The organism is Micrococcus sp. 116 (genome assembly GCF_902506395.1).
GTDB classification, from domain to species: domain Bacteria; phylum Actinomycetota; class Actinomycetes; order Actinomycetales; family Micrococcaceae; genus Micrococcus; species Micrococcus luteus.
In genome coordinates, this window is the sequence record NZ_LR732370.1 from 2,289,459 (window position 1) to 2,305,187 (window position 15,729).

Annotated in this window: 16 protein-coding genes, 1 tRNA gene and 1 pseudogene; 12 read left to right on the top strand and 6 right to left on the bottom strand. The window is 72.9% G+C overall.

Features of this window, described 5'->3' with window-relative positions; translation table 11 throughout:
• Nucleotides 1–15: 15 nt before the first annotated feature.
• From CITRIK5_RS10725 to CITRIK5_RS10755, 7 genes are all read left to right on the top strand, one after another.
• Nucleotides 16–1,005, top strand: coding sequence for a D-glycerate dehydrogenase (locus CITRIK5_RS10725; RefSeq protein WP_159833630.1), 990 nt, complete (start codon nt 16–18; stop codon nt 1,003–1,005).
• A 32-nt stretch (nt 1,006–1,037) separates the two neighbouring features.
• On the top strand, nt 1,038–2,552 hold the full coding sequence (gene lysS / locus CITRIK5_RS10730; RefSeq protein WP_123244186.1) for a lysine--tRNA ligase: 1,515 nt from the start codon (nt 1,038–1,040) through the stop codon (nt 2,550–2,552).
• 1 nt (nt 2,553) lies between these two features.
• Nucleotides 2,554–2,793 carry a hypothetical protein gene (locus CITRIK5_RS10735; RefSeq protein ID WP_002856071.1) on the top strand — a complete coding sequence of 80 codons (240 nt, stop codon included), beginning with the start codon at nt 2,554–2,556 and terminating at the stop codon, nt 2,791–2,793.
• Nucleotides 2,794–2,957: 164 nt separating this feature from the next.
• The gene (locus CITRIK5_RS10740) at nt 2,958–3,260 is read left to right on the top strand and encodes an Lsr2 family protein (protein WP_036314827.1); all 303 of its coding nucleotides are present in this window, start codon (nt 2,958–2,960) and stop codon (nt 3,258–3,260) included.
• Nucleotides 3,261–3,416: 156 nt separating this feature from the next.
• On the top strand, nt 3,417–5,972 hold the full coding sequence (locus tag CITRIK5_RS10745) for an ATP-dependent Clp protease ATP-binding subunit (RefSeq protein WP_123244185.1): 2,556 nt from the start codon (nt 3,417–3,419) through the stop codon (nt 5,970–5,972).
• 327 nt (nt 5,973–6,299) lie between these two features.
• On the top strand, nt 6,300–6,482 hold the full coding sequence (locus CITRIK5_RS10750; RefSeq protein WP_041104640.1) for an Rv0909 family putative TA system antitoxin: 183 nt from the start codon (nt 6,300–6,302) through the stop codon (nt 6,480–6,482).
• Between the two features lie 96 nt (nt 6,483–6,578).
• Complete coding sequence (locus CITRIK5_RS10755) at nt 6,579–7,094, top strand: amino-acid N-acetyltransferase (protein WP_049147791.1); 516 nt, start codon at nt 6,579–6,581, stop codon at nt 7,092–7,094.
• Between the two features lie 37 nt (nt 7,095–7,131).
• Here CITRIK5_RS10755 and CITRIK5_RS10760 read toward each other — a convergent pair whose 3' ends face one another.
• Together CITRIK5_RS10760 and CITRIK5_RS10765 are read right to left on the bottom strand one after the other, a co-directional pair.
• Nucleotides 7,132–7,815 (bottom strand): A/G-specific adenine glycosylase, encoded by a 684-nt coding sequence (locus CITRIK5_RS10760; protein ID WP_370462598.1) that lies wholly within the window; start codon nt 7,813–7,815, stop codon nt 7,132–7,134.
• Between the two features lie 23 nt (nt 7,816–7,838).
• Nucleotides 7,839–7,943: pseudogene (locus CITRIK5_RS10765) on the bottom strand (phosphate ABC transporter ATP-binding protein); the annotation flags it as partial.
• Between the two features lie 36 nt (nt 7,944–7,979).
• Between CITRIK5_RS10765 and pstB the strand changes: the two are divergent.
• Nucleotides 7,980–8,759: a phosphate ABC transporter ATP-binding protein PstB gene (gene pstB / locus CITRIK5_RS10770; RefSeq protein ID WP_123244180.1), complete on the top strand. Its 780-nt coding sequence runs from the start codon at nt 7,980–7,982 to the stop codon at nt 8,757–8,759.
• Nucleotides 8,760–8,851: 92 nt separating this feature from the next.
• On the opposite strand, the gene CITRIK5_RS10775 is transcribed toward pstB, so the two are convergent.
• From CITRIK5_RS10775 to CITRIK5_RS10785, 3 genes are all read right to left on the bottom strand, one after another.
• A complete protein-coding gene (locus CITRIK5_RS10775) occupies nt 8,852–9,877 on the bottom strand; it encodes an inorganic phosphate transporter (RefSeq protein ID WP_123244179.1) in 1,026 nt (341 codons plus the stop codon).
• Nucleotides 9,878–9,892: 15 nt separating this feature from the next.
• Nucleotides 9,893–10,519: a hypothetical protein gene (locus CITRIK5_RS10780; RefSeq protein ID WP_036314859.1), complete on the bottom strand. Its 627-nt coding sequence runs from the start codon at nt 10,517–10,519 to the stop codon at nt 9,893–9,895.
• 139 nt (nt 10,520–10,658) lie between these two features.
• Nucleotides 10,659–11,333 (bottom strand): hypothetical protein, encoded by a 675-nt coding sequence (locus tag CITRIK5_RS10785; RefSeq protein ID WP_041103592.1) that lies wholly within the window; start codon nt 11,331–11,333, stop codon nt 10,659–10,661.
• A 158-nt stretch (nt 11,334–11,491) separates the two neighbouring features.
• On the opposite strand from CITRIK5_RS10785, the gene CITRIK5_RS10790 reads away from it, so the two are divergent.
• The 3 genes from CITRIK5_RS10790 (at nt 11,492) to CITRIK5_RS10800 (ending at nt 13,266) form a co-directional block, all read left to right on the top strand.
• Nucleotides 11,492–11,564: transfer RNA gene (locus CITRIK5_RS10790), tRNA-Lys, on the top strand.
• A gap of 61 nt (nt 11,565–11,625) precedes the next feature.
• Nucleotides 11,626–12,351 carry an alpha/beta hydrolase gene (locus CITRIK5_RS10795; RefSeq protein ID WP_095695213.1) on the top strand — a complete coding sequence of 242 codons (726 nt, stop codon included), beginning with the start codon at nt 11,626–11,628 and terminating at the stop codon, nt 12,349–12,351.
• Nucleotides 12,352–12,384: 33 nt separating this feature from the next.
• The gene (locus tag CITRIK5_RS10800) at nt 12,385–13,266 is read left to right on the top strand and encodes a hypothetical protein (RefSeq protein ID WP_122054879.1); all 882 of its coding nucleotides are present in this window, start codon (nt 12,385–12,387) and stop codon (nt 13,264–13,266) included.
• A gap of 128 nt (nt 13,267–13,394) precedes the next feature.
• Here CITRIK5_RS10800 and CITRIK5_RS10805 read toward each other — a convergent pair whose 3' ends face one another.
• Complete coding sequence (locus tag CITRIK5_RS10805) at nt 13,395–14,672, bottom strand: DUF445 domain-containing protein (RefSeq protein WP_061867608.1); 1,278 nt, start codon at nt 14,670–14,672, stop codon at nt 13,395–13,397.
• Between the two features lie 100 nt (nt 14,673–14,772).
• On the opposite strand from CITRIK5_RS10805, the gene CITRIK5_RS10810 reads away from it, so the two are divergent.
• Nucleotides 14,773–15,696: a glycerophosphodiester phosphodiesterase gene (locus tag CITRIK5_RS10810; protein WP_123244177.1), complete on the top strand. Its 924-nt coding sequence runs from the start codon at nt 14,773–14,775 to the stop codon at nt 15,694–15,696.
• Nucleotides 15,697–15,729: the final 33 nt, after the last annotated feature.

The window sequence follows — 15,729 nt, forward strand, 5'->3', positions numbered from 1 at the left end:
GAGTGAGGCCCCGCCGTGACCCCCCGTTTCCTGCTCATGACCCGCCTCCCCGAGCCCGGGCTCGGGATGCTGCGCGCGGCCGGAGAGGTGGTGGACGGCGCCGACGTCGGAGGGGACGCCGCGCTCGCGCGGCTGGTGGCCTCGGGGGACTACGACGTCGTCGTCGCGGCCCTGGACCAGAAGTTCACCGCCGACGTGCTCGCCGACGCGCGGATCAGGGGCATCGCCAACTACGCGGTCGGCTACAACAACGTGGACGTGGCCGCCGCGACGCGGCGGGGGATCGCCGTCGGCAACACCCCGGACGTGCTCACGGACGCCACCGCGGACATCGCGATGCTCCTGATCCTCGGGGTGACCCGCCGTGCCCCCGAGGGCGAGCGGATGGTGCGCGAGGGACGCTTCCACGGCTGGGCGCCGGACCTGCTCGTGGGCCGGGACGTGCGTGGCGCGACCCTGGGCCTGGCCGGTTTCGGGCGGATCGGCAAGGCGGTGGCCGAGCGTGCGCTCGCCTTCGGCATGGAGGTCGTGTTCGCGCCGCGGCCGCCCGCGCACCGGGAGGTCGCGGCCGCGGAGCTCGGCGACCTCGCCGGCCGCGTCCGTCAGGTCCGCTGGGAGGAGCTCGTCGAGGTCGCGGACGTCCTGTCCCTCCACGTGCCCCTGACGGACGACACCCATCACCTCGTGGATGCGGACGTGATCGCGAAGATGAAGGACGACGCCGTCCTCGTCAACACGGCCCGGGGGCCCGTGGTGGACGAGGCGGCCCTCGTCACCGCCCTGCGCGAGGGGCGGCTCTTCGGCGCCGGTCTGGACGTCTACGAGGACGAGCCCGCCCTCGCCCCGGGCCTGGCCGAGCTGGAGAACGTGATGCTCCTGCCGCATCTGGGCTCCGCCACCCGGGACACCCGCGCCGCGATGGCCGAGCTGGCCGCGCGCAACGCGATCGCCATGGCCACGGGCGCGGAGGTCCCGGCCCTCGTCAACCCCGAGGTGCGCGGCTGACCGGCGGGGCGCCGTCGGTAGACTCGGGAACCGTGACCACCGAGAACTCCGCCTCCGCCGCCGTCGACCACCACGATCAGCAGGCCGTCCGCGCCGCCAAGCGTGAGCAGCTGCTCGCCTCGGGCCGCGAGGCCTACCCCGTGCAGGTGCCGCGCACCCACGCGCTGGCCGAGGTGCGTGAGCGGTTCGACGGCCACGAGCCTGACTGGGCCTCGGGCGAGACCGTGTCGGTGACCGGGCGCGTCGTCTTCCTCCGCAACACCGGCAAGCTCTGCTTCGCCACCCTGCAGGAGTCCGGCGCGGACGGGGAGGCCGTCCGCCTCCAGGTCATGGTGTCCCTGGCCGCCGTCGGTGAGGAGTCCCTGGCCGACTGGAAGAAGGTCGTGGACCTGGGCGACTTCCTCTCCGTCACCGGCGAGGTGATCGTCTCGCGCCGCGGCGAGCTGTCCATCATGGCCTCGGCGTGGGAGATGGCCTCCAAGGCGCTGCGCCCCCTGCCCGTGCTGCACGCGGACCTGAACGAGGAGACCCGCGTCCGCCAGCGCTACGCGGACCTGATCGTGCGCGAGGAGGCCCGCCGCATGGTCTACACCCGGGCCAAGGTCACCTCGGCGGTGCGGCGCACCCTCGAGGGCCACGGCTACGTGGAGGTGGAGACCCCGATGCTCCAGCTGGTCCACGGCGGCGCCCTCGCACGTCCCTTCGAGACGCACCTCAACGCGTTCGACCAGCCGATGACCCTGCGCATCGCCACCGAGCTGTACCTCAAGCGCGCCGTCGTCGGCGGCATCGACCGCGTGTTCGAGATCGGCCGCGTGTTCCGCAACGAGGGCGTGGACTCGACCCACTCGCCCGAGTTCACCACCCTCGAGTCCTATGAGGCGTGGGCGGACATGCACGTCATGGCCGAGCGCATGCAGGAGATCATCCTCAACGCCGCGGACGCGGTGGGCGCCGGGCGTCGGCTCGAGACCGCGAAGGGCGTCATCGACCTCGACGGCGAGTGGGCCTGGGTCGCCGTGTACCCGGGGCTGTCCGAGGCCGTGGGCCGCGAGATCACCCCGGACACGGACGCCGAGACGCTGCGGGCGATCGCCGCGGAGCACGAGGTCAAGGTGGACCCCGCGTGGGACGCGGAGAAGCTCGTGATCGAGCTGTTCGGCGAGATCGTGGAGCCCACCCTGATGAACCCCACGTTCGTGTACGACTACCCGCCGGCCGCCCAGCCGCTCGCGCGCCCGCACCGCTCGAAGGACCGGGTCATCGAGGCCTGGGACCTGATCATCGGCGGCATGGAGCGCGGCACCGCGTTCTCCGAGCTGATCGACCCCGTCATCCAGCGCGAGCGCCTGACCGCCCAGTCGGCGATGGCGGCCGCCGGCGACGACGAGGCCATGCAGCTGGACGAGGACTTCCTGCGCGCCCTCGAGTACGGCGCCCCGCCCATGGGCGGCATCGGCCTGGGCATCGACCGCCTGGTGATGCTGTTCACGGACGCCGGCATCCGCGAGACCATCCTCTTCCCGCTGCTCAAGCCGGAGGCCTGACATGGCCGACTTCTGGGACTACTTCTCCGTCCTCGCCCCCTCGATCGGCCTCGGGCTCATCTTCTGGCTGGTGATGCGCTCCCTGCTGCGTTCGGACACGGGCGAGCGCGAGAGTCAGGCCCGCCGGCTCTCGGGCGCGGACGCGCGGGCGGCCCGCGAGGAGGCCGAGGCCCGTGAGTGGGCGGCCCGACGCCGAGCCGAGGGAGGGCCGGAGGCCGATCCGGAGGACCGCGCCCGCTGAGATTCCTTCCCCGGCGTTGAAGAATCCTTCTGCCCGGCTTTGTTGCGGTATTCTTGAATCACCACAAGTGCACGGCCGGAATCGTGAGCACGCGGGAAAGAACCCCGAGAGCGAAGACCGGAACCCAGGGACACGCGCACGAGAGAAGAAAGTGGGAATCACCGTTGGCACAGAAGGTAGAAGTGGTCCTCGTGGATGATCTTGACGGTTCGCCTGCAGATGAGACCGTGAACTTCGCATTGGACGGTCGCAATTACGAGATCGACCTGTCGAAGGAGCACGCTGCGGAACTCCGTGAGTTCCTGAAGCCCTACATGAAGAAGGGCCGCGCCGTGGCGCCGCCGTCGCCCAAGGTCGAGGCCGCCCAGATCCGCAAGTGGGCGGCCGAGAACGGCTACGAGGTCTCGAGCCGGGGCCGTCTGCACCGCGACGTGGTGGAGGCCTACCGCAACGCGAAGCGCAAGTGAGCGCCCCGCCCGGGTGCGTCGAGGAATCGGCGTCCCCGGGCCTCGTTCCGGCCCCTCCCGACGACGGCCGGGCCGCTTCTCCCGCTGGCGAACAGTCGCGCGGCACGCGGCCCGGGTGCGTAGTCTCGACCACGACCGTACGCAAGGAGTGTGCCCATGTTCGAGAGATTCACCGACCGCGCCCGGCGGGTGGTCGTGCTCGCCCAGGAAGAGGCGCGCATGCTCAACCACAGCTACATCGGCACCGAGCACATCCTGCTCGGTCTGATCCACGAGGGTGAGGGCGTCGCAGCCAAGGCACTGGAGTCCATGGACATCTCCCTGGGCGCCGTGCGAGAGAAGGTGCAGGAGGACATCGGCCAGGGTCAGCAGAACCCGCCCGGCCACATCCCCTTCACGCCGCGCGCCAAGAAGGTGCTCGAGCTGTCCCTGCGCGAGGCGCTGCAGCTCGGCCACAACTACATCGGCACCGAGCACATCCTGCTCGGCCTGATCCGCGAGGGCGAGGGCGTGGCCGCCCAGGTGCTCGTGCAGCTCGGCGCGGACCTGAACCGCGTCCGTCAGACGGTCATCCAGCTGCTCTCCGGCTACCAGGGCGGCGCCCAGGGCGGCAAGGAGACCGCCGGCGCCGGGGTGGGCCAGGGCGGCGAGGCCGGCCAGAACGCCGGCTCCGTGGTGCTGGACCAGTTCGGACGCAACCTCACCGCGGCCGCGCACGACGGCAAGCTGGATCCCGTCATCGGGCGTGCGGGCGAGATGGAGCGCGTCATGCAGGTGCTCTCCCGCCGCACCAAGAACAACCCCGTGCTCATCGGCGAGCCCGGCGTCGGCAAGACCGCCGTCGTCGAGGGCCTGGCCCAGGCGATCGACCGCGGTGACGTCCCGGAGACGCTCAGGGACAAGCAGCTCTACTCGCTGGACCTCGGCTCCCTCGTGGCCGGCTCCCGCTACCGCGGCGACTTCGAGGAGCGCCTGAAGAAGGTGCTCAAGGAGATCCGCACGCGCGGGGACATCATCCTGTTCATCGACGAGATCCACACCCTCGTCGGGGCGGGTGCGGCCGAGGGCGCGATCGACGCCGCCAGCATCCTCAAGCCGATGCTGGCCCGCGGTGAGCTGCAGACCATCGGCGCCACCACGCTGGACGAGTACCGCAAGCACATCGAGAAGGACGCCGCGCTCGAGCGCCGCTTCCAGCCGATCCAGGTCGCCGAGCCGTCCGTCGAGGACGCCACGGAGATCCTGCGCGGCCTGCGGGACCGCTACGAGGCGCACCACAAGGTCTCCATCACCGACGGCGCGCTCAAGGCCGCCGCCGGCCTGGCGGACCGCTACGTCTCCGACCGGCACCTGCCGGACAAGGCCATCGACCTGATCGACGAGGCCGGTGCGCGTCTGCGCATCCGTCGCATGACCGTGCCGCCGGAGATCAAGGCCTACGAGTCCCGGATCGCGGAGGTGCGCACCCAGAAGGAGGCCGCCATCGATGGCCAGGACTTCGAGGGCGCCGCCCGCCTGCGGGACCAGGAGCAGCAGCTCGAGGACGAGCGCCGCGAGAAGGAGCAGGCGTGGCGCACCGGCGCCGACGCCGACGTCGCCACGGTGGACGAGGACCTCATCGCCGAGGTGCTCTCCAAGTCCACCGGCATCCCGGTGTTCAAGCTCACCGAGGAGGAGACGGACCGCCTGCGCAACATGGAGGACGAGCTCCACCGTCGCGTGATCGGCCAGGACGAGGCCATCAAGTCCCTGTCCCGCGCCATCCGCCGCACCCGCGCGGGCCTGAAGGACCCGAACCGCCCCTCGGGGTCGTTCATCTTCGCCGGCCCCACCGGCGTCGGCAAGACGGAGCTGGCCAAGTCCCTCGCGGAGTTCCTCTTCGGGGACGAGGACGCGCTCATCACGCTGGACATGTCCGAGTTCCAGGAGAAGCACACCGTCTCGCGTCTGTTCGGCGCCCCTCCCGGCTACGTGGGCTATGAGGAGGGCGGCCAGCTCACCGAGAAGGTCCGCCGCCGTCCGTTCTCCGTGGTGCTGTTCGACGAGGTGGAGAAGGCCCATCAGGACCTCTTCAACTCCCTGCTGCAGATCCTCGAGGACGGTCGCCTGACCGACTCGCAGGGCCGTGTGGTGGACTTCAAGAACACCGTGATCATCATGACCACGAACCTCGGCACCCGGGACATCTCCAAGGGCGTCATGACCGGCTTCCAGTCGGCCACGGACACCACCACCGGGTACGAGCGGATGAAGGGCAAGGTCAAGGAGGAGCTGCGCCAGCACTTCCGCCCCGAGTTCCTCAACCGTGTGGACGACGTGATCGTGTTCCCGCAGCTGCAGAAGCACGAGATCGTGGAGATCGTGGACCTGTTCGTCTCCCGCCTCGGCAAGCGCCTGGCGGAGCAGGACCTGTCCATCGAGCTCACCCAGTCCGCCAAGGACCTGCTCGCGGACCGCGGCTACGATCCGGCCATGGGCGCCCGCCCGCTGCGCCGCACCATCCAGCAGATGGTGGAGGACCAGCTCTCGGAGAAGATCCTCTTCGGCGAGATCCCGGCCGGCTCCCTCATCACCGTGGACGCCACGGGCGAGGGGGAGGGCGCCGAGCTGACGTTCGCGTTCTCCGGCGGCCGGGAGGCCCTGGAGGGTGCGGAGCTGGCCGAGCTCGAGCCCGGTGCCGGCGATCCGGTGGACGCCGACCGCTCCGTGTGACCTGCGGGGTCTGACCCACGACGCCGGACCGCGCGTCCGGTGGCCACGGCCCGTCGCCCCTCCCCCTCGGGGAGGAGGCGGCGGGCCGTCGTCGTGCCCCCGCGGGGACGCCGGGGCCGAGGTCCGCGACACCGCCGCCGGCATCAAGGACGGCCTCGCGAAGGACCGCTGAACCGGCCCGCCTCCCCGCAGGCGCGAGAGGGGTTCCCTCGCGGCGGGATCGGTGCCACTGTGGTCTGTGACCGCTCGACGGTGGTCCTGTCTCCGCTTCGGCCCGGCACTCGCCGGGACGGCCGCGGAGCAGCCCCGAGAAGAAGGAGGCCGCCCATGGGTATCGGTGACCTGAACAACCTCGCAAACCAGCACTCGGACAAGATCGACGAGGCCGTGGACAACGCTCAGGAGCAGCACGGCGACAAGCTCGGCGAGCACGGCGACACCGTGAACAAGGGTGTCGACGGCGCGCAGGAGAAGTTCCTGTCCGGGGACGAGGGCGAGCAGCAGGCCTGAGCCTGCCGTCGACGCCGCGGGAGCCCCCGCCTGGTCCGCCGGGACGGGGGCTCCCGTCTGTCCGGGGTCGGGATGTCCGTGCCTAGACTGGACCCCATGCCTGCCGACCGCCCCCTCACCCTCCGCTCGGCGCGGACCCAGGACGTCCCGGTCATCCAGGCGCTCGTGGAGCCGCTGGCGCGGGAGCGCGTGCTGCTCCAGAAGGAGGCTGTGGCCTACTACGAGGCCATCCAGGAGTTCGTGGTCGCCGAGGAGGCGGATGGGACCCTGGCCGGCTTCGGCGCCCTCCACGTGATGTGGCAGGACATCGCCGAGGTCCGCACCCTCGCCGTCTCGGAGGCCCACCGGGGGGCCGGCGTCGGGCACCTGGTCATCGAGGAGCTGCTGGACCGTGCGCGGGCCGTGGGCGTCGAGCGGGTCTTCTGCCTGACCTTCGAGGTCGAGTTCTTCCGCCGGCACGGTTTCGAGGTGATGGCGGACCAGTCCGCCGTGGACCCGGAGGTCTACGCGGAACTGCTGCGCTCCACGGACGAGGGCGTCGCCGAGTTCCTGGACCTCGCCCGGGTCAAGCCGAACACGCTCGGCAACACGCGGATGATCCGCCGCCTCTGAGCCGCCGCACCGCGGGCCGCCCCGTGCCCCGGCGAGGTCAGGCCGGGAAGGTGAGGCCGCCGTCGTCGTCCCGGGCCAGCAGCCCGTCCGACACGAGCCCGGCGACGCACCGCGCCCACTGCGCGTCGTCGGGGCGGTGCGACCCGAGCCGCCCCCCGGCCACGACGACGGCGGGCACCTCCGCCTCGGCCACGCGACCGTGCTCGCGGACGGCGGCCATCACAGCCCCGCGCACCTGACGGTCCGTGCCGGCCCAGGCCTGGCCGCGCGGCACCTCCACCGGCGGCGGGGAGCCCGCCGCGACCCACGCGCACGTCTCCGCCAGGGGGCAGCGGTCGCAGGCGGGGGAGCGGGCGGTGCAGACGAGGGCCCCGAGCTCCATGACGGCCGCGTTCCACGCGTTGGCGCGGGTGGGGTCCTCGGGCATGAGGGCCTGGGCGCGGCGCATCTCGGCGCGGGTCAGCGACCTGCCGGGCAGGGCCTCACCCGCGACCGCGCGCGCGATCACCCGGCGCACGTTGGTGTCCACGACGGTCTCGGGGATGCCGAACGCGAAGCTCGCGACCGCCGCGGCCGTGTACTCGCCGATGCCGGGCAGGGCGCGCAGGGCGGCGGGGTCGGCCGGCACCCGGCCGTCGTGGCGCTCGACGACGGCCCGGGCGGCCTCCTGGAGGCGCAGGGCCCGGCGCGGGTAGCCGAGCCGGTCCCAGGCCGTGAGCACGTCTGCGGTGGGGGCGGCGGCCAGGTCCGCGGGTCCTTGAGCTCGTTGATCAGGTCCTCGACGGCGAGGGTGGAGATCGGGTCGAGCGCGGAGCAGGGCTCGTCCATGAGGATCACGTCGGGCTGCACCCCCCCAGAGACTTCCACGAAGGAACAGAACCACTCATGTCCAAGCGCATCCAGGCCGTCGACGTCGATGTCTTCTACGGCAAGTTCAAGGCCGTCGAGGGCGTCAACATCGACATCGCCCCCCGCTCCGTCACTGCCTTCATCGGCCCCTCCGGCTGCGGCAAGACCACTTTCCTGCGCAGCATCAACCGCATGCACGAGGTGCTCCCCGGCGCCACCGTGGACGGCAAGCTCCTGCTCGACGGCGAGGACATCTATGGGCCCGGTGTGGACCCGGTCCGCGTCCGTTCCCAGATCGGCATGGTCTTCCAGCGTCCGAACCCGTTCCCCACGATGTCCATCCGCGACAACGTGCTGGCCGGCTACAAGCTCAACGGCACCCGCCTGAACAAGTCCCGTGCGGACGAGCTCGTGGAGAAGTCCCTGCGCGGCGCCAACCTGTGGAACGAGGTCAAGGACCGCCTCGACAAGCCCGGCTCCGGCCTCTCCGGCGGTCAGCAGCAGCGTCTGTGCATCGCCCGCTCCATCGCGGTGCAGCCCGACGTGATCCTCATGGACGAGCCCTGCTCCGCGCTCGACCCGATCTCCACCCTCGCCGTCGAGGACCTGATCAACGAGCTCAAGGAGGAGTACACGGTCATCATCGTCACGCACAACATGCAGCAGGCCGCGCGCGTGGCGGACAAGACCGCGTTCTTCAACATCCAGGGCGTCGGCAAGCCCGGCAAGCTGATCGAGTACGACGACACCAACGTCATCTTCAACAACCCCTCGAGCCAGCAGACCGAGGACTACGTCTCCGGCCGTTTCGGCTGAGCCGCCCCGCGCTCCGTCCCCGACCCCGTCCGGCCGCACGCCGGGCGGGGTCGCGGCGTCTGCGGGGCCGGGCGTCGTCGTCGGGCGCGGCCTCAGGCCAGCGGGAGGAGGGCCAGCGTGCCGAGGAGGCCGAGGAGGGCGCAGGCCACCGGCGTGAGCAGCCACCAGCCGACCACGCGCAGCACGGTGGGCCAGCGCACGGACGCGTAGGTCTGCGTCTGGCCGGCGCCCACGATGGCCGCCGTCGCCGTGTGGGTGGAGGACAGGGGCAGGTGGAACATCAGGGATCCGACGAACAGCAGGCCCGCGGGGATGACGGCGGCCACGGACGCCCGCAGGGGGTCGAGGCGCACGAGACGCTCGGTGAGGGTCCAGGCGATCCGCCAGGCGCCGCCCAGCGTGCCGAGCCCGACCGCGAGGGCGAACAGGAACGCGCCCCCCACGAACTCGGCCGTCAGGGCGTCCGGCGCCAGGACGGACCCGGACCCCACCAGCACGGCAGCCCACAGCACCCCCATGCGCTGACCGGCCTGCAGGCCGTGGCCCATGGCCATGGCGCTGGCGGAGATGCCCAACGCGACGCGGGCCCGGTGCTGGACGTTGACCGTGGTGCCGCGGGTGGCGAGCCGCATGGCGGGCGCGGTGAGCAGTCGGGCGAGCGCCCACGCGATCAGGGGCGAGAGCAGCAGGCTGAGCAGCACCTCGGCGCGGACGAGGTCGAAGATGGTGTGGGCGACGTCGATGTGCAGGCTCAGGCGCACGGCGAGGTGGCTGCCCGCCAGCGCGGAGATCAGCGCGTGCGTGCTGGAGCCGGGCAGGCGCCGCCACCACAGCAGCAGACCCCACACGAGGGTCACCGCGCAGGACACGCCCACGGCCAGGGGGCCGATCTCGCTGCGCACCGCGGGCGAGGTGAAGTAGTGCACGCTCAGCGTGATGAGCCCGATGCCCAGCAGGGCGCCCACGGTGTTGACCGCTCCGGTCAGGAGGAGGGCTCCGCGCGGGGTCAGCGCCCGGTACCGGACAGGCAGCGCCGCGGCGTTGGGGGCGTCACGGAACCCCATCAGCGCGCCGACGGCGCACAGCAGCACGAGGACGACGGCGAGCCCCGCGGTCACGGCGCCTCCACCGGCTCAGGACTCACGGACGAGCACCATGCCCAGGTCCATGTTCACGCGGGAGAGGGCCTCGAGCGCCGCGTGCAGCGCCCAGGCGACCTCGCGCTGGCGGTTGTAGTCGCGCTGCAGCAGGTCCATGCCGAGGTCAGCGAGCCACTCGACCATGATCCGCTCCGTGCGGCGGGAGGCGCGCAGCAGCTGCATCCACGTGGCCTCCAGGGCGTCGAGGTCGCGCATCTCGGCGGCGCCGCGGGCGAGCAGCTCGGCCTGCCGCCCCACGGTCTCGAGGACGTCGAGGGCGTGCGTCGGCAGCTCCTCGAGGTCGGCCCGCTGGATCAGCACGCCCGCCGACACGACGCGCCGGGTGGTCGCGTGCACGCCGCTGGCCAGCCGGTAGAGGTCCTGACGGGGCAGCGGAGTCACGTAGGCGCTGCGCAGCGCGGTGAGGAAGGCCATGAGGGTGGCGCTCGAGGACGAGTCGAGCTCCTCGAGCTCACGGGCGGCACGGTCCGCCTCGGGTCCGCGGGTCCCCGCGACCTGGGCCACCAGATGCACGGACCGGTGCAGGGCCTCGGCGAGGTCCGCCATGTGGCGCAGCGCCGGGGTGTCGCGCGTGACGAGCCAGGGCATGCGGGGGGACATGGGCAGCGGTCGCTCTCTCGTCGACGGGTGGCGAAGGGGTCGACGACGACGCCGGACCGGGAACGCCTCTCGGCGGAAGGCCGCTCGCAGCGGCTATGTGTTGGAGCCCGGGGTTACCAGCGGCCCGGCGCCGTCCCCATCAGTCTAGCGATCCGTCCCGAAACGCTCGACCCGCCGCCTCCAGGGCGTCGGCGGTGCTGACCAGGCGCGCGGCCCGGCGGGTGAGGGCGGCGGCGCGGTCCGGGGCGGCGGCCTCGGAGCCCTCGGCGTGCTCGACCTGGCCCAGAGCCACGACGCGGGCGTAGGCCGCGGCGCGCTCGAACGCGACGTCGATCTCGGAGCGGTAGGCGCCCGTGAGGATCGTGTCCGTGAGGCGGCGCAGCTCGGCCGGCCCCGGCGGCTCGACGGCGCCCGCCACGACGCGCGAGGCGTAGGCGGCATGCCCGGCGCGGTACCAGGCGGCCCAGCGCTCGCCGTCGCGGGTCGTCGCCTCCTGGAGCGCGTACAGGCGCCACAGGGCGCCGGCGAGCGAGACGGGCGGGGCGTCCGCCCACAGCTCGGCGAGCGTCTCGACGCCCAGCTCGCGGACCAGCCCGACCAGCCGCTCGACGATGGCCGGGTCCTCCTCCGCGCGGCCGCCGGCCACGAGGGCGTGGGCCAGGCGCGAGGCCGCCGCGGCCACTTCCTGCGGGTCTTCGCCGCCGGCGAAGTGCGTGAGCTCCTGCGGTTCCGAGAGGCGGGGCCGGTGGGGGCGCAGCACGCCCGAGGCGCTCGAGCTGGCGCCGCGGCCGGCGGGCAGGCGGTGACGTGCCATGGGCGGGCTCCCTTCGAGGGCGCATCGGGGTGGGGATGTGGTCGCCGGAGGCGGCGGCCCCGTCCACGGTAGTGCCCCGGACGCCTGGGCTACCATCGGAGGGCACCCGTGAGGGTCGCCGTCGTCGGCCGCGCGCCGTCGTCGTCGGCCGCGGGTGGGGGCCTTTAGCTCAGCTGGCAGAGCATCGGACTTTTAATCCGCCGGTCGCGGGTTCGATCCCCGCAGGGCCCACGCGAAAACGGCCCCTGACCAGGCATGACGCCCGGTCGGGGGTCCTCCCTAGGATGGAGCCATGAGCCCCACGCCCGCACCAGTCACCGAGACGATCAGCTCCGGCCACAGCGTGGTGTGGTCGCGCCCGCCGGCGGAGCGCGCGGGCACGGACCTGGTGCTCGTGTTCCACGGCTACGGCTCCAACGAGGTCCGCGCGGCGCGCCGCCACTTCCCGATGCTCCCGGAGCGGTGCACCGGCCTGGCGGTGCGCGGCGGCTTCGAGATCGACGAGACGGCGTCCGAAGGCCCGGGCGACCCCGGCGCGCACGGCTGGTTCCTGCTCGACCTGCTGCTGCAGTCCGACTTCGCCCAGGTGCTCGCCGCCGCCCACCGCGTGTTCGACGTGCTCTCCGCCGAGGAGGTCGTGGCGGCCGGCTTCCGCACGGTCTCGGTGCTCGGCTTCTCCCAGGGCATGGCCATGGCGACGACGGTCCTGCGTCTGCGCCCCGAGGCGTTCACCTGCGGTGTGGGCCTGAGCGGCTTCGCCGTCGACAACGAGCTGCTGGCCATGCTCGACTCCCCGGCCGAGGGACCGGGCCCGCGCCCGTTCTTCTGGGGCCGGGACGCCGAGGATCCCGTGATCCATCCGGACGCCGTCGCCCACACCCGCGCGTGGGCCGAGGAGCACACCCGCCTGACCGTGCGCACCTACCCCGGGATCCTGCACGGGACCGGCCCCGACGAGGTCCGTGAAGTGCGCATCTTCCTCGAGCACTCCCTGCGCGCGGCGACGCCCGGGTCCTGACCGCGGGGGTCGCGCGCCGATACTGTGGCGCGCATGGCAAAGAACTCGACGATCGGCCGGTACGCGTCCGGGAAGGTGAAGGACTTCGGGCTGAAGTCGGCACTCGATGAGAACGGCGAGCCCACGGAGGGCTTCGAGAAGGCCCTCTCCACGGTGTTGGCGGTCCAGCGCCCCCTGGTCCTGAAGAACATCCAGCGCATGGCGGCGAAGCACCCGGGGGAGAGCCCGGAGCGTCTCGCCGAGCGGCTCGGGCAGCAGTACCTGACCACCGTCACGGGGGCCGGTGCCGCCGTGGGCGGCACCGCGATCGTCCCGGGCATCGGCACCGTGGCCGCGCTCGGCCTGTCCGGTGCCGCGGTCGCCGGCTTCATGGAGGCCACCGCCCTCTACGCGCAGTCCCTCGCCGAGCTGCACGGCATCACCACGCAGGACCCGCAGCGCGCCCAGGCCCTCGTCATGGGCCTCATGCTCGGCGACGACGCCAAGGAGCTGCTCCGCGAGGCCGCCGCCAAGGCCGGCCGTCCCTACGACCCGCAGTCCAGCCTCAACGCGCTCGCGGGCACCGCATCGGGCACCGGCATCAGCGCGTTCGTGGTGGATCGCCTCAAGAGGACGTTCATGCGCAAGATGCTCCTGCGGCAGGGTGCCGGCTTCGTGGGCCGCGCCGTGCCGTTCGGCGTGGGCGCCGTGATCGGCGGCGTGGGCAACCGCGCCATGGGCAAGGCCGTGATGGAGAACGCCGCGGAGCTCTTCGGCCCCCTGCCGATGGTGATCCCCGGCGAGATCCGCGAGGGCGCCGCACAGGGGCGCGCCGCGGGGGAGTCGGAGGGCACCAAGGACTACGGCGGCGTCTTCGGCGCGATCCGTCGCGCCCTGCCCGGCGGCAAGGACGAGAAGGACAAGCCGGCCGCCTGACGGCCTCGCCCCCGCGCGTCCATCGCCCCCGTCCCCGCGCTTTCGAACGTGAGAGAGGGCCTATCTCACGCTCGAAAGCGCCCATTCGCCCCATTTCACGTTCGAAAGTGCGGGGCAGGGGCGGCGGCTCAGAGGAACAGTGTCGCCACCCCGTGGATCGCCAGGCCCGCGAGCGCGCCGACGACCGAGCCGTTGATGCGGATGAACTGCAGATCCTTGCCCACGAACAGCTCGAGGGTGCGCGCGGTCTGCTCGCCGTCCCAGCGGGCGACCGTCTCCTCGATCACCCCGGTGAGCGCCGGGCCGTAGGAGCTCAGCGCATACGCCGCGGCGCGGCGGGCGTGGCCGTCCACACGGTCGCGCAGCTCGGGGTCCTCCTGCAGGCGGGCGCCGAGGTCGCGCAGGGCGGCCACGAGCGCGCGGTGCAGGTCGGAGGACGGGTCCTCGAGCGCGTCCAGGAGCGAGTCCCGCAGGGAGACCCAGGCCCGCCCGGCCCACGCGCGCAGCCGTTCGTCCGCGAAAAGGTTCCGCTTGAACCGTTCCACCGAGGCGCGGGTGGCCGGCTCGTTCCGCATCTCGTCGGCGAGGCGGTCGAGCCAGTCGTCGACGGCGCGGCGGGCCTCGTGCTCCCGGTCGCGGCGGATGCCGGCGAGATACTTGAGGGTCTCGGCGTGCAGTCGCTCGGCGAGGAGGCGGTCCACGAGGTCCGGGCTCCACTCGGGGGAGCGACGGCGCACCGTCTCGACGAACAGCTCGGGGTGGGCGGCCACCCAGTCCCCGGTGTGGGCGACCACGAGGTCCACCACGCGCTCGTGGTGCCGTCCGGCCACCACGTCCTCCAGCACGCCCGCGAGCGTGGGGGACCAGTCCGGGGCCACCATGTGGCGTTCCATCAGCTGGCGCAGCAGCTCCTGGACGGCGTCGTCGTCAGCCGCGGCCATGGCGCCCCGGGCCGCCGTGGCGATCTCCCGGGCGGTGCGGGCCGCGTTCTCCTCACGTCGCAGCCAGCCGCCGGCGGCCTCGGCCACCTTCAGTCCGTCGACCTTCTCGTGGGCGACCTCCGAGTCCAGGAAGTTCTCCTGCACGAACTCGGTCAGCGCGGCGCCGAGCTGGTCCTTCTTCCGCGGGATCAGGGCGGTGTGCGGCACGGGCACACCCATCGGGTGGCGGAACAGCGCCGTGACCGCGAACCAGTCCGCCAGCGCGCCGACCATGCCGCCCTCCGCGGCGGCGCGCACGTAGCCCCACACCGGGTGGGTGTCCTGCAACGGGAACGCGACCACGAACACCACGGCCAGCAGGATGAGCAGCCCCAGGGCGACGGCCTTCATGCGCCGCAGGCCCGCCGCGCGTTCGAGGGCGCCGGCGCTGAGCAGCTGCTGGGCGGGGTCGGGGGAGAAGGACACGGGAGGCTCCTGATCGCGTGCACCGAATGGTCCCCACCAGTTAACCAGCCGGGCACCCTGCGGTGACGTGGCCGGCACTCGCGCTCCCTAGCCTGGCGGCGTGCCCGCCCTCGTGATCGCCCACCGCGGTGCCTCCGCCGCCTTCCCCGAGCACACCCGCGCCGCCATGCTCCACGCCCTCGCCGTGGGCGCGGACGGTCTCGAATGCGACGTCCAGCTCACGCGGGACCGTGAGGTCGTCTGCTGGCACGACCCCACCGTGGACCGCACCTCGGACGGGCGCGGCGCCGTCGCGGACCACACGCTGGATCGTCTGCGCGCCCTCGACGTCCTCTCGTGGCACGCCCGGCGCCCGGGGGCCGAGCCCGCCACGACGACGGCGCCGCCCGCCGTGTACGGCGGCGCGGGGGAGCAGGTGCTCACCCTGGCCGACCTCCTGGAGGTCGCGACGGCCGCGGACCGGCCGCTGCGACTGGCCGTGGAGCTCAAGCACCCCTCCCCGTTCGGGCATGAGCTCGAGGAGCGGGTGCTGCGGGAGCTGCTGCGGGCCGGCTGGGACCCGGAGACCGGCCGGGTGGGTCAGGTGCAGGTGTCCCTCATGAGCTTCCACCCGGACGCGCTGCGCCACGTGGCTCCGCTGGCCGGCACGGACCCCCTCTGCCCCCTGATGGACCTCATGCCGACGGAGCTGCCGACCCGGCTCGCGCGGGGGCCGCTGAGCCGGGCGGCGGTGCGTGCGGCGGCGCGTCAGTCGCTGGCGGGGTCCGAGGCGCTCGTCTGGCGCGGCCGGGCCGGGCTGGCGGGGCCCTCCGTGGCCTACGTGCGGGAGCACCTGGCGGACGTGAAGGCGTGGCTGGCGGCGGGGCGGCGGCTGCGGGTGTGGACCGTCGACGAGCGCGAGGACGCCGATTTCCTCCTCGCCCAGGGGGTGCAGGAGCTCACCACCAACCGTCCGGAGGACGTGCTGCGCTGGGTCCGCGAGCGGGCCGCCGCGCGTCGGGAGCGGGTGCCCACCGGGGCCTGAGGGCGCCGTGCCGCACGCGCAGACGCGGCCTGC